The organism is Brasilonema sennae CENA114, assembly GCF_006968745.1.
Classification (GTDB): Bacteria; Cyanobacteriota; Cyanobacteriia; order Cyanobacteriales; family Nostocaceae; genus Brasilonema; species Brasilonema sennae.
Map to the genome: position 1 here is coordinate 2,961,678 of NZ_CP030118.1, position 13,660 is coordinate 2,975,337.

General features: G+C 43.0%; 13 protein-coding genes and 1 pseudogene. 5 read left to right on the top strand and 9 right to left on the bottom strand.

Features of this window, described 5'->3' with window-relative positions:
* Positions 1 to 115: 115 nt before the first annotated feature.
* Positions 116 to 1,972, bottom strand: coding sequence for a hypothetical protein (locus DP114_RS12645; protein WP_171976241.1), 1,857 nt, complete (start codon positions 1,970 to 1,972; stop codon positions 116 to 118).
* Between the two features lie 346 nt (positions 1,973 to 2,318).
* Between DP114_RS12645 and DP114_RS12650 the strand changes: the two genes are divergently transcribed.
* The 4 genes from DP114_RS12650 (at position 2,319) to DP114_RS12660 (ending at position 4,770) form a co-directional block, all read left to right on the top strand.
* Entirely contained in the window at positions 2,319 to 2,735 is a 417-nt protein-coding gene (locus DP114_RS12650; RefSeq protein WP_169264999.1) for a secondary thiamine-phosphate synthase enzyme YjbQ, read from the top strand.
* 232 nt (positions 2,736 to 2,967) lie between these two features.
* Entirely contained in the window at positions 2,968 to 3,768 is an 801-nt protein-coding gene (locus DP114_RS12655; protein ID WP_169264998.1) for a Nif3-like dinuclear metal center hexameric protein, read from the top strand.
* A gap of 509 nt (positions 3,769 to 4,277) precedes the next feature.
* Positions 4,278 to 4,592 (top strand): hypothetical protein, encoded by a 315-nt coding sequence (locus tag DP114_RS34930; protein ID WP_246163502.1) that lies wholly within the window; start codon positions 4,278 to 4,280, stop codon positions 4,590 to 4,592.
* Positions 4,510 to 4,770, top strand: a complete 261-nt coding sequence (locus DP114_RS12660; protein WP_246163144.1) for a DUF6679 family protein — start codon at positions 4,510 to 4,512, stop codon at positions 4,768 to 4,770. Before DP114_RS34930 ends, DP114_RS12660 begins: the two co-directional genes overlap by 83 nt.
* A gap of 132 nt (positions 4,771 to 4,902) precedes the next feature.
* Here the strand turns inward: DP114_RS12660 and DP114_RS12665 are convergent, their stop codons facing one another.
* The 8 genes and pseudogenes from DP114_RS12665 to DP114_RS12695 form a co-directional block, all read right to left on the bottom strand.
* A complete protein-coding gene (locus tag DP114_RS12665) occupies positions 4,903 to 6,576 on the bottom strand; it encodes an MBL fold metallo-hydrolase (RefSeq protein ID WP_171976242.1) in 1,674 nt (557 codons plus the stop codon).
* Positions 6,577 to 6,976: 400 nt separating this feature from the next.
* A complete protein-coding gene (locus DP114_RS12670; RefSeq protein ID WP_171976243.1) occupies positions 6,977 to 7,747 on the bottom strand; it encodes an MBL fold metallo-hydrolase in 771 nt (256 codons plus the stop codon).
* A 12-nt stretch (positions 7,748 to 7,759) separates the two neighbouring features.
* Positions 7,760 to 7,978 (bottom strand): annotated as a pseudogene (locus DP114_RS34935) (glutamine amidotransferase-related protein); the annotation flags it as partial.
* A 188-nt stretch (positions 7,979 to 8,166) separates the two neighbouring features.
* Positions 8,167 to 8,646 carry a diacylglycerol kinase family protein gene (locus DP114_RS12675; protein ID WP_169264994.1) on the bottom strand — a complete coding sequence of 160 codons (480 nt, stop codon included), beginning with the start codon at positions 8,644 to 8,646 and terminating at the stop codon, positions 8,167 to 8,169.
* Positions 8,647 to 8,787: 141 nt separating this feature from the next.
* Positions 8,788 to 9,315 carry an rRNA maturation RNase YbeY gene (ybeY, locus tag DP114_RS12680; protein ID WP_171976244.1) on the bottom strand — a complete coding sequence of 176 codons (528 nt, stop codon included), beginning with the start codon at positions 9,313 to 9,315 and terminating at the stop codon, positions 8,788 to 8,790.
* Between the two features lie 38 nt (positions 9,316 to 9,353).
* Positions 9,354 to 9,509, bottom strand: a complete 156-nt coding sequence (locus DP114_RS12685; RefSeq protein WP_169264992.1) for a DUF3285 domain-containing protein — start codon at positions 9,507 to 9,509, stop codon at positions 9,354 to 9,356.
* A gap of 155 nt (positions 9,510 to 9,664) precedes the next feature.
* Positions 9,665 to 10,784, bottom strand: a protein-coding gene (prfB, locus tag DP114_RS12690; RefSeq protein ID WP_171978177.1) for a peptide chain release factor 2 whose coding sequence is annotated in 2 segments (ribosomal slippage) — positions 9,665 to 10,711 and positions 10,713 to 10,784 — 1,119 coding nt in all. Because the reading frame shifts where the segments join, the coding sequence is not laid out codon by codon here.
* Positions 10,785 to 11,118: 334 nt separating this feature from the next.
* Entirely contained in the window at positions 11,119 to 11,487 is a 369-nt protein-coding gene (locus DP114_RS12695) for a BON domain-containing protein (RefSeq protein WP_169264991.1), read from the bottom strand.
* A gap of 433 nt (positions 11,488 to 11,920) precedes the next feature.
* On the opposite strand from DP114_RS12695, the gene DP114_RS12700 reads away from it, so the two are divergent.
* Complete coding sequence (locus DP114_RS12700; RefSeq protein ID WP_171976245.1) at positions 11,921 to 13,492, top strand: P-loop domain-containing protein; 1,572 nt, start codon at positions 11,921 to 11,923, stop codon at positions 13,490 to 13,492.
* Positions 13,493 to 13,660 lie beyond the last annotated feature (168 nt).

The window sequence follows — 13,660 nt, forward strand, 5'->3', positions numbered from 1 at the left end:
ACCCAATTTGGCGGGTTATTAAGAATAATCGCAGTAAGTATTATTCCGGAACCCGCCAAACGTTTAAGGTTTTCCGGTTAGGACTAACAAAAATGAGGGGCTAGTTGCAAAACATTTAGTTTGCTGGATTTATTGAGACAATGCGCACCCTGCTTTGTAAGTCTAGTGAACTGGCGAAAGTAGTTGGCTTTGTAAGTCTGGCGTTAAAGTCGTAGCGTCGCCCTACGTCGCGCCCCAACCTTTGCATATAGATCTGTAAGTTAATAGCACCATCGCTTGTGCGTAAGGCTTTCGATGGATTTTTTATGAGTTTGTTGAGTAGTCCCCTACCACCGAAAACAGCAGCTGCTACGTATTCAACACCTCTATTTAGGTGACGTTTGATGTTCGGTCTGCTTAAATACTTTTCGACGTACGTCATCTGTCTTTCTGGTGGTAACGAAAGTATCCGTCTAAGCGTCGTACCAAACTCTTGTGCGTCATCTGTGCCAAAACCTATCAAACCTCCGTACCCACACGAGTTAGTCCTGTGAAACTCTCTGGGGTTGAAACTAGTTTCAACAGCGATAACGTCCGCTATCCATGAGCCAGGAATACCGAGTTTGTTAGCGGTAGTGTTTATCGCTCGTCGGAAGGCAACGTTTTTATGAAGATACGCGTAGCCGTGTGTATTGTCTATGTTGTCTTCGGGGTAAGCGATGTTTGGAACGTACCCTTTTTTTGCAGGCACTTGAAAATTAAACCACTGTTGTGTTAAATCTGGATAACCCGATTGGTTCTGATTTCCAACATTGTCGTCAAGAATATATAAACGACTGCCCGCGTTTAGGGAGTTTTGAGCCATACTCATACTTCCCTGTGTTTTTACGTTGTCAGGGTAGTGTTGCCAATAATTTCTATTAGTGAGAACTTTTCGAGCAACACTACTAGTTGTGTTTAAGCCAGCTAAATACTCGCCAGGATCTACGGTGTCGTTTGCGAAGAAGGTGTTTGCTTTTGGTATTTTCGAGTCAAGATGCCCACCAATACTCAACGACGAGTCAAGGGTTCGCGCTGGTTGTTCTTGATTCTGGTTCAAAGGGCTTTGAATACTCAAAATCCGTTGCTGTCTGTTTTCGTTGACTTGGTTTGCTTGCTGCGTTAGGCTTTGTGTTTCTTGTTCCGCAGCTTTTAGTTTCAGGGGGAATGTTTTCTTTTGTTGCGCTTGAGGTCTGTTTAAGCGGTAGGGAGTGTATTTCTCTGCTATCGTGTTGATTCTCATCTCAAGAAGCGTCGCCTGTTCCTCGTACCTCAGAACTAACTGTTGTAAAGCCCCGGTGTACTGTTGCGCTTGCTCTTTGGTTAGACCTTGAGAGGGTATGTTGAACCCCTCAATGTTTAGCGCTTGTTGTACACTTTCGTCCTTTGAGTTTTGCACGAGCCATTCGACGCCATTGACGTTAATATCGGCGATATTTTGGCGAAGGCTGTTTAACTCTAGCTGTATCTGCTGTTGCTCTTTGATGTCGCCGGAATACTCGGAAGCAACACCAACTCCGTTTTTGATGAACTTCCAAGCAAAAGTGCCTGTGCTTTGATTAGAGAGGGTTTGTGTTTTTGCCTCGTTAACTAACTTGGCTTGTTGTATCTTAAGGATGTTGTCAGTAGGCTGTAAGTTGTGCTCTACAGGTTTTTGTGCTTCGTTAGCTGTGGAGTCTTGTAGTGTTGACGGGACTTGCAACCGTTTGTGCGCGATACGCTCGCTGTCTTGCCTCCGGCTTATCGCTTGTGCGTGGGCGCTAGTGGCTTGTTGTGGATCAATCGATTGACGTATCGCCGCGTTCGCCTGACTAAAGGTTTGTTGTGTGTTACCTAAAAGTTCCTGGTTTTGTTCTAGTCCATCAGCTAACGCCTGGTTAGCCACGTTAAACTTAGCTTGAATCTTATTCTGTAGGGTGTTGTTTTGCCCTAGTAATTCGAGTGGAGCCGCCATTACTTCTCTCCCTGTAATGAAAAGTAGTTGGTTGAAGTTAAACTGCCAGCTGGCGAGTAGGTAGAAAACAACGAAAAACGATTTGGTGATGCTTTGAAATACCTGCATTTGGCGGCTTACGCTTATTTTTGTGTAAATAAACTTTCGCGGAAATATTATCGGTAACTATTGTAAAGGATTATACGGCTTTTTCCTATACCAAGTAATTAACCGTGTCATTCTTGCCACCACTTCTTAAAGTCAATGCCCTGAGTCCTTACGGACACCCTCTTGTAACGAGCAGGGGGTAAGCTTGTTTTAGGTAAAATAGAGAATGACTAGGGAATGAATAATCATTAATGCAAAAATGACTGACTACCAAAAGCTACTGAGGATTTCTACGACGGGCAAATCTTTGCATAACATTACCCGAAAAATTGAAGATACAGTCGCTGAATCAGGAGTTGAAACAGGACTATGTGTTATATTTTTGCGCCACACTTCAGCCAGTTTGCTGATTCAAGAAAATGCTGACCCAGATGTGCTGGAAGATTTAGCTAATTTTATGGCAAAACTCGTACCAGAATCAGCCCAGTACATCCACGATACTGAAGGATCTGATGACATGCCAGCACATATCCGTACAGTTTTGACTCATACATCAGAAATGATTCCGATCAATAGAGGTCACTTAGTACTGGGAACTTGGCAAGGAATTTATATTTGGGAACATAGACAAAGAAATCACGCACGAGAACTGGTTATTCATATCTCTGGATCGTGAAAGCAACCTTGAATAGGGAACACAACGACCACGCTCAGTGCATCGCCGTTAACACTTCGACAAGCCACTTCGACTAGCAAGAGTGCTAGTCAGGGCGGCGCAGTCCATCGCTCTTAATAGGCTCGCCGTGAGCGTAGCCGAACCGGAACAGGGAATAAAAAAGATAAATTGTACGTAACTGAGCAAAAATCAGATAGGAATCCTATAGTTTAATATTAATGACTAATGACTAATGAAAATAGCTGATTTCATAACCTGGTTTGAAAAATGGGCAAATCCGGCTTGGCAAGAAAGCTGGGATAATTGTGGCTGGCAAATTGAGCCAGGAGTTTTGCAAGAAAGTGCACGTGTTTTGGTTTGTTTGACACCAACTTTGGCTGTGATGCAAGAAGCGATCGCCCTCCAAAATGCTGGTATCCCGGTGAATCTAATTTTTGCCCACCATCCTTTGATTTTCAGTCCCCCCAAGTCCTTACGTTGTGGCGACGCCATCGGCGAAATGGCACGGTTAGCGTTTACCTACAATATTGGTATTTACACTGCTCATACAAATTTCGACCAAGTAGATGATGGAACTGCTGACGTTTTGGCTCAAATTCTAGAACTTAAGGAAGTCTCTCCTGTTGTACCCACTCAAGCAGGATTAGGATACGGACGCGTTGGAAATTTAGATCAGTCTATAGCTTTAAAAGAGTTACTCACAATCATTCAAACCCGACTCGCACCTTCTCATCTGATTTCCTCTCCAGTGGTAGATTTAAAGCAGGCGATTTCCCGAGTTGCTGTTTTGGGTGGTTCAGGAGCCAGTTATCTTTCAGCGGTTGTAAAAACAGGTGCTCAAGCCTACTTGACTTCTGACTGTAAGTTCCATCAGTTTCAGGAAAGCCGTGATCGCGGTGTGATTTTGATTGACGCCGGACACTATGCTACAGAACGTCCAGCATGCGATCGCCTGGTGCAAAAGTTTCAAGATTTAAACCTAGATTCGGTACAGCTAAGTCAACAAGATGAGGATTTTAGATTGCTTTATTAATTATGATAAACAAAACTGATATAGCAAAAGTGTCAAAGCACTTAAGCGTAAATAAATCAAAGCGCCTTATTAAAACGAATAACCGACTACGCCCACGATCAACCACGTTCGGCTTTGCCGAAGGCACGCTCAGGCTGGAGAGTTATTTTTATGGATCTCCCCAAAGCTTGCTTTGTGTAGTAGAAGCTGATATTCACCAAAGAATGTAAACTTCAGGTGTTGTTGTTTAAAACCATCAAGGTTACAAGAGAATAAGCTAAGATCAACTACATAGGGGTAAAAGTAAAGCAAAGTCCCCAGACTTCCCAGCGATGTCAAGGACTATAAGCAGGCAATTCAAACAACCGCAACTAACGTTTGTTTTGGAGTATAAAATATTACATAATGCTTGTCACCACTCACCAATTCATCTTGTCTTTGCCAGGAAAAATCCCGAAATCTGTGACTTCTATGAAGTAAACATTTTTTGAATGACCCGACAAAAATGAAGTTTAGCTGGTGCAGTAACCGTGAACTTTTTAGTCCAAAAAGCTGACAAAGCAGACAAGGAAAAACGAATTCCTGGTTTGGGTCAAGAAAGATACCTTGGCTTGGTTCACTTAACGAACCATAAAGGGGTATTATATGCTGGGGGAAAAGCCCAGATGTTGTTGACAGATTTAACTAAGTATAAAAAGGCAGAAGCAGTAGATGCTACACCGCAAGATTTATCAATTGTGTTGCGACGGGCGGGAGGTCTGTGTGTTCTTGCGGGACCAGCAACGCTGGATCGAGCGTGCCCGCATCACCGATATAGAGGGAGATTTGGTCACCCTACGTTATGAAACAGAAGAAGAAGACGAAGTTTGTTCTTGGGAGGAAATGGTTCGCCTTGAAAGCATTGGCGCTGTAACGCAAAAATTAGCTTCAGTGCCACGCGGTAACGTAGAACCTCTTTTAACTGAAGACTGTCCAGAAGCTGAACGTATCCGTAATCGTTTTACTGATTCAAACCCAGAGTAATCAGTGCTGGGGGTTCAGTCCTTGAAGAGTCGAACCCCTTGCTCCTAGCAACACTTAAGTGCTGAGTAAAATTTAGGAAATTCGCATGCTAATAACTCAGCACTTATCTGTTGAAACTGACACACTCAGGACTCAAGACTCAGGACTCTTTTCGATGTTGCGTTCAAATGCAGGACAGTAACCTTCAAGAGTGACTTTGAAATTATACAGTGGAGACACAGGATTCCAACACCTCTGTCCCCTTTGATGTCGGCAAGTACCGCAGCACTCAAGATCAGACCAGGTAAAGCGATCGCTATTTTGGTTCAGCAGTTCTCTTTGCGATAGTCCCCGTAAGACCAGATCTTCGCCTTGCCATCGGGCTTCAATTAAACCTGTATCCGCAAAGTGTCGCCACCGGGGGTCGGCAGTGATTGCATCGGGTAGAGTGATTGTGACTACAGTTCCTAATTCCGTCAGTTCACCTTCATAATTTGTTTCTGGGGCAGCTGGTTGTAAAAATGTTTCACCAATAGGCAGTTCCACAAGTGTGCCAGCTGCGGGAGAATGCAAATGGTAACGATTCTGTAACTCTTCTAGGCTTGTTAGGTCTGCTAAGTAAGTAGGAGAACCGTGGACGAAGATGACGTGCTGCGGTCGCAAATTATGAATGAGTTGGGTTGTCCCTGGACCGTCACTATGTTGAGCAAGAAGATAGGTTTCGACGGTCATTAGGCGTGAGTATTGGTCGTGAATTTTTATATTGGTTTTTTCTGGAACAAGGGTGAGCCAATAGCCTGTGCCTTTTTGGCAGTATTCGCTTAAATCAGCCGTGGAGTCAGTAAGGATAATACAAGGGCTGCTAAGATCAGGGATCTGTTGTGGCTGCATCCGCCGTACACGTGGGCGTATCCGTTCATCCCAAAATAGGGGTTGATGGCGAGCAAAGTTTTGTACCGAAGGGGGAAGATGGGATAGCAATTCCAGGTAAGCGTCACATCCAACGGCGACACTACGATCAACCCAGATATCTAAATCTCTTCCTGTGAAATGGTGATGACTGCGTAAAAGCATCAGCAGTTCTTGACCGAGTCCCAAAGTTGGTGTCGGAAGTAGCACAGAACAACGCTCTGCGATCGCTCGGTTAATTCTCTCAGCAAGTTGATTTTCTTGAGTCCGGCGGTGGGGATGACGGGAAGTTCCATAGCTTCCTTCAATAATCAGCACATCCAACTCTATTCCCCGCAATTCTTCCAAACGTAAACCTTCTACAAGCCGCGAATTGGATAAAAAAAAGTCGCCCGTATACAGTAGCCTGTAAGAGCGCTCTTTTGTGGTATACGTGAGTAGAATTGCTACCGCCCCTGGTAGGTGACCTGCAGGAATTATTTCTGCTACCAGACCATCTTTGAATTCTACAGGCGATCGCAATGGCAACGCTTGACAAAATGATGGTACTTCCTGGGGAGCTTGCTCCTGCCAATTTAGAGACAGCAACTTGCTAGTCACTTCGCTGGCGTATATTGGTAACAGCGGAAATGCCTTATGCAGAGCTAACAATCCTCTAGCATGGTCTGGATGCGCATGACTCACCAGGACAAAATCTGCTGGTAACGGCGAACTTCCTCGAGGTGCCGATTTTTGAAATCTGTTCACTAGAGTTGAGATATCCGCCAAACCACAGTCAAGCAAAATGCGATGTGGTCCCATCCGTATTAATAGACAAACACCTTCATCATCGTGATGAACCCCAAAAGGCAAACATTCTAGTTCACTCGCCGTCTCCCCCGCATCAAATCTGAAGGATACTGACAGGCGATCGCTCATGCTCTTTTCCCCTCTAAGCTCATTTTTATGGACATTTGCCCAATGGGTAATAAAAATTCTTCTAAGTTACGGATTAGGGGCGGTGCTGATTGTTTTTTGTGGCTTCAGTGGGCTGAGCCATTCCCATGATAGTTATCCGAATCGTAGAATCCATTTTTCGTACCAAAGAACAAGCACGAAACTGTGAAGACAATTGTTAGTGCAGCTAAAACCAGCTTTACATCCATGTGTTTGTTGCCGTTTACGAAAGACTTTCTGATCTTAATAGAGTGATTTCTATATCTCAAGAAATCCCCAGAAAATCTTTATCTACTATTGTTTATGAAAATTATGGTATAAGTAAATATACTCTTTACAAATATTATTATAAGACTTGTGTGAGGCTGATTTTGGACTACGGCTAAAACTTATAACTCAAAACTTGAATTATAGTCTTCTCCGGTAATTTACCAGAGCTGACAGTAATCGTGTCACTACTGCTAGAACGTACTGTCATTCCGTTCATGAGTTTTAGGAAGTCATCCAAAGGTGAGATATCGCAGTTTGCAGCATCTGCTGCTTGTGTACGGTAATGGGTAGGAATCACTATTTTGGGATTGAGGGTTTGAATTGCAAGTCTGGCTTCTTCAGGATTATAAGCTTTTGCACCTCCTCCTACAGGCACTAATGCCACATCAGGACGCCCCATAAGGATTTTTTGTTCAATGGAAATGGGTGCTGCTGCTCCTCCTAAATGAAGGATATTAATTCCCGCTTGCTTCCAAAGCCAAGCCGTATTTACACCAAATTGCCTGCCACCTTTACGGTCATGGTTTATGGGGATTCCCTGCAACTTAATGTTATTAAAGTCGTAAACTCCCGCTTCATAGATAAGCTTTGGATTTCCAACAAGGTTTTCTACAGCACCTTCATCTAGCAATTGACTGCTAATCAGAGCTAAATCAGCCCCAACCTTTGGCGTACGATAACGAGCGGTACAGCCAACAGTCCGAAAGGGATTCGTGAGAATTCTGACTCCACCACCAGTAAATAGAAAGCAAGTATGACCGAGCCACTGAATTGATAATGAACCGCCAGATTGGGCATTAGCTTGAAGGGAGGAACCCAAGCTTGTAACTAATGTTGTCGCTAATCCGGCTCCTGCATAGCCCAATAACTGTCGTCGTTTCATGAATTCTTCTCTCTAGACCGCAATTGTTCTGTAAAAGTTTTGCAGTAGTTGCTTGCTTGAAGTTATCAGGACACTTTCATAGATGAACTGGACGCCGTCAATATGAAGATAGTTCCAGTGTCATACCTCCATAATTGCGCCATCCTCAACTCAAGCAGTGATTTCTAGCACATTTGGACAAGTGTCACGCGAAATCACTAAACTATGATACCTGGTTGCGGTCATCGGATTTCTATTTGGGTGAAAATTTCCACGTCTGTATGATACGCATAAAACTCTCGTAGTTACCGTCGATAACTATTATCAAAAGTTATTCTTCCTGGTTTATGGCAATTTGTGATAATTGTGAGTCATTCTCACGACTAAGATTTTCATCTTTAGTTTCAGTCATCTTGAAAAAAGACACTTCTGCCCAGCACTTAGAATGATACAGATGCCAACACTAAAGCTAACAGGGGAGGAAGTAAAAGTGTGCCAGCTACTATCACTGCTACCAAGGCAGAGACAAGCACAGCACCTGCTGCGCAGTCTTTAGCAATTTTTGCCAACTCATGGTAGGTCTGTTTAACTGTTAAGTCCACAATTGACTCGATCGCCGTATTCAGCAACTCCAACGCCAAAACTAAACCGCTCGTTAGTCCAATCACAGCGATTTCCACAGATTTAAGATGCAAGAAAATGCTCAAGGTAATTGCCAAAGCTCCAACACAAATATGAATGCGAAAATTACGTTGTGTTTGAAAAGCGTAGCTAATTCCGCACCAAGCATACTTAAAACTGACAAATAAATTAGAGGCAACTTGCCACGATAATTGACGTTGGCTACTAACAACCGTTTCTAAGCAGTCCGGTACTGGCGGTAGCGAAGCTTTTGGTGGAGATGAGACTTGTTGAGACATAAGTGTAAAGACCAAACAGCAGAGTAGGTGGGGAACAGACAGCAGATGTTAGGAGAATAGTGCACTTATTAGCAATATGTAACAGAAAAATATCAAATATTAAATACAGAATAACACTTAGATTCTAATGGTAAGTCATTGCTATTCAAAGTCAGTGTCAATACCTATCGCCTTCAGTAATATGACTTGTTGCTTAAGCATTTGGCTCAAACTTTCATCATCAGGATGATCCCAACCCAAAAGATGCAGTAACCCATGAGCTGCTAACCAAGCTAGCTCTGTTGGCAAAGGATGTTCTTGCTGTTGAGCTTGCTGTTGAGCAGTTTCGACAGAAATTACAATATCACCGAGATATAACGGTTCCTCGGCGTCTATTTCTGTCACATCAGGGGCATCTACCTCTAATGCAGCAAAAGATAAAACGTCTGTCGGTTTATTTTGATGACGATACTGCTGGTTGAGTGTCAGAATTTCACTGTTGTCTGTTAAACGTAGTCCAACTTCATAAGTATGTGCTGGAGAAATACTTGGCTGTAGTATTTCTAACCAGCACTCAAACCAGTCTTCCCAAGTTTCAACAGTAATATGCGCATCCTTTTCTCCAGACTGCAGAGCTTCTGGAGCGGATGATTCATGATAGTAATCCTGCACATACACTTCAACTTGCACCAGCTACAAAGTCTCCTAGTTATACGTTTTTTTATACTTTAACGAGTTAAGTAAGCCAGACCTACAAGTACTGCTAAAAGACCTACTATCGTTAATACAAAATGCTTCAAAGAGGTCAGACGCTTTTGCACCATGTTTCGCATGGCGAGTTTGACGTAGGAAGGTTGAGGTTCTGCAGAACGAGAGTCACTCATAATGATGATTTGTTAACAAACTCTTCTCATAATGTAACAGTTCTTATAGCACCAAGTTGCCATTGTGCCCCCTTTGGAAAGGAGGGAAGGAGGGAGGGAAACACCGAACAAAGGATTTCTTCCCACACTCCCAGACTTTCTCTTGCTGATTCTAATTATGCAGAAGCTTCTACCAACTGGTTCTCTTGCCGTAAATAGGCTTGGATGAACATATCGATTTCACCGTTCATTACATCCGCGATCGCAGTTGTTTCCTCCGCAGTCCGCAAATCCTTCACCATCTGGTAAGGATGAAAAACGTAGTTCCGGATTTGGTTACCCCAAGAGGCTTCTACCATATCCCCCCGGATTTCTGCGACTTCTTTGGCGTGTTGCTCTTGAGCGATCACCAGCAGTTTTGCCTTCAAGCGGGCGAGGGCTTTTTCTTTATTTTGTAATTGGCTGCGCTCTTCCGTACAACGCACCGCTATTCCAGTCGGAATGTGAACAACCCGCACTGCGGTTTCTACTTTGTTAACGTTTTGCCCACCCTTACCTCCAGAACGAGTTGTGGTCACTTCCAAATCTTTCTCTGGGATTTCTAGCTGTATATTGTTATCTATCTCGGGCATCACTTCCACGCCAGCAAAGCTTGTTTGCCGCTTACCGTTGGCGTTGAAGGGTGAAATCCGCACAAGACGATGTGTGCCTGTTTCTGAACGCAGGTAACCATAGGCATAGCGCCCAGCAATTTCTACAGTCGCAGATTTGATCCCCGCTTCATCACCTTCGGAAAGTTCGCTTAAACTGACTTTATAGCCATACTTTTCCCCCCAACGGGTGTACATTCGCAGCAACATATCTGCCCAGTCTTGAGCATCGGTACCACCAGCCCCAGCATTGATTGTGAGTACAGCGCCCTTTTGATCATAAGGACCAGAAAGCAACTGGAGTAACTCCCATTGATCCAGTTCGCGCTTAAGCTTATCAACATTAGACTCAGCTTCTTGCAAAAGCCCTTCATCTGTGTCTAACTCCAACAGTTCTAAAACTGCTTTAGTGTCTTCCAAACTCGCTTGCCACTGGTGATACTGTTGCAAATGTGCTTTAAGATCGTTGAGTTCTTGCAGTGTTTTTTGTGCCTGCGTTTGGTCATCCCACAACTCTGGTTGAGCTGCTATTTGTTCTAAATCTTGAATTTTGGCAGAAAGTGCGGGTATGTCAAAGATAGTCCTGGGTTTTACCCAGGCGATCAGACAACGTTTCGATTTCGCGTTTGAGTTCTAAAACTTCCATACTACCTAATTGATAATAATCGGTTTGAAGGTGCAATTGCATCCCGGCGGCTGCTTTGCACTATTGCTCTCTATTTTATTTGTTTTTACTTTAGCAAATATAGACCTGTGCGGCATTTGTAGCGTAACAAATTTTACATTAATTTTACTGATTCTTGACAACCTTGACCGAAGTAAACAATGGGCTGCGCCCTTGGACTCTACACAACTGAGTAGTCATAATGATGAATTATGAACTAGCACTATGCAGGAGACTTTGGGTTGTACCAGATCTGGGGGCGTAGAAATTTTGTCGGGTGGGTAATATTTTGTTATACCCACCTGATGAAAAACCTTTAGCCGACGGTAACTTGATTGCTGTCAACCGCAGTCGCACCATTAACGGAACGCGCTACAGAAACCATCTTGTTGAGAATGTCTTGGCTGGGAACTTTGCCTTTGAGGACTACAGTGCCACCTGTTTGAGCTACCCACAGAGTTTCTATATCATCTAATTGTTGGTCTTGGTCAAATGCAAGTGCCACGCGCTTTGCCAAACCGCTCTGGTCATATTCTCCATTCAATCCTACGCGTTCTGGGGGAACTTGTTGAACTGTCGCAGCAGGAGCAGCAGTTTGCTGCGCTTGTTCTACAGGTTGTGGTTCTGGATTGACTTGTGCTTCTTGAGGTTTCTCCATTCCAAAAAGTCTTTTTAACCAGCCCATAATACTATTGCCTCCTATAAGGGTTTCATTACATTTGAATATAGAAGGCTGGATAAATGGCGACATCTGCCTGGAAAAATATATGCTGTATTATTAATTACTGCTTTGGGGGTAAATTTATAATCTCTCTGTCGGAGGGTTTGTTTAATGAACCGCACTAGGCGCAGAGAAGCCAGTGCGTTACGCTGGTGGTCTCACCTCACCCCGCCCTGACGGGCACCCCTCTCCGAATTCGCGGAGAGGGGAATTTACTGGTTAGTACGAAGAAAAATTGTAGTAGTTTTATGTTTTTTGCGCTGACTGCTGAGTGGCGATAAGCCGGAGGCTTGACGCTGAGCGTATCGCACTTCTCACCAATCTACTTCTCACCGACGCACTTCTAATGCACAGTTTAGAATAAGTGACAAGTGTCTAGTGATACCGAATATGAAAAATGATAAATATTGATTCCGTAATGAGTGCGATTAAACCTTTTGCCGGTTCTGTTGGAAAGCAAGTCATCAAAAACGCTCAACGTAATGAAGCTGTGATCCAAGTTTTAAAAAGTTTGAAACTTGATCCAACACAACCCCCCAAAGATGTTGATGGTGTTTATGCTTACGCTTTAGTAGAGTATGGGGTGTATAAGCCAGAGCCAATTCTGAAGCTTTTTAGAGAAAAAGAGATTAAAAATGCTTTTTGGCAAGCTTATACTTCAAAGAATTCATTAGGTTTTTTAAATGAAGTCAGAAAATTTCTGAATTGGAACACTTTGGGGAACGAGATACGAGAAGCGGAAATTGAAATCCAAACTGAGTTAGAAGAGTTTGGCAGAGTTTTTATCGATGTAGCACAACGTACGAAATCAGCAGAATTTCAGCCTTACCCAGACTGGAATATGGATGAGTATCCAGAGGAGTTTAAATCATTAATAAAAGAAAAAAATCGGTTTTTTTGTGGTCGTGAATTTGTTTTTGATGCTTTTGCTCAATTCTTGAAAGACAACCCTAACGGTTACTTTACAGTTATAGCGGATCCGGGAAGCGGGAAAAGCACTATTGCTGCTAAATACGTCTTTGACCACAAGTCTCCTTGCTATTTTAATATTCGCGCTGAAGGTCGAAATCGACCTGAACAGTTTTTAGAAAGTATTCGTCAACAACTGATTAAGCGTTACCAGTTGCAGAATTCGGAGAAAGCTGATTTGCCAACTTTACTGGAAAAAGTGAGTAAAAAACTTCTCTCTAACGAACGTCTGGTGATTGTGGTTAATGCGCTTGATGAAGTGGAGCAAGAACCAGGAGATAATCTTTTATATTTACCTACGGCGCTTCCAGAAAAAGTCTATTTCCTGCTCACGAGACGACACTATACTAAAGAAACAAAGCGATTATCTGTTTCTCCTGGTGTTCCGATGCAGGAGTTGGATTTAAGGGCTGGTGAGTATAAAGATTTGAGTCATGATGATGTGAAAGAGTATATTCGGTTATTTCTTAATGAAGACTCAAATTATAAATATAACCTGAAAAAGTGGATACGCGATCGCAATCTCAATTATGAAACGTTTATTGAGCAGGTAGCACAAAAAAGCGAAAACAATTTTATGTACCTGCGCTATGTTTTACCAGGAATTGCTCGCGGTTTTTATAATGACCTAACCTTAAATCAATTGCCCGATGGTCTTGAAGACTGTTATCAACAAGATTGGGTACAAATGGGGATGAATACAGCACCCAAGGAATTAAGGGTGATTATCCTGTTTATTTTAGCGGAGATTGGTACACCGATTCCCTTAGAGATGATAGCGGATATTGCAGAGCAAGATATCTATGAGGTAGAAGAGGTTTTGAAGGAATTGATTGAGTTTTTAAAGCCGCAAGAAATTGACGAGGAAATTTGCTATAGCATTTATCATGCTAGTTTTCTAGATTTTTTGAAGAAAAAACGGGTTTTGGATTCCAAGCGACAGTTATTTAAAGAGGTTAATCAACGCATTGTTGATTACTGGGAAAGGCAGATGGCTTGATAAAACAAGATTTACCTCGTTCCCAGTTCCCTCGTTCCCAGTCTCAGACTGGGAATGCCTATTGCGAGGCTCTGCCTCCCTTAGAAAGCGGCAGAGCTGCTAGAACTGCATTTCCAGGTAGAACCTAGAAACCAGATTTAGCTCATATATTAAAAAATAAAATAACAA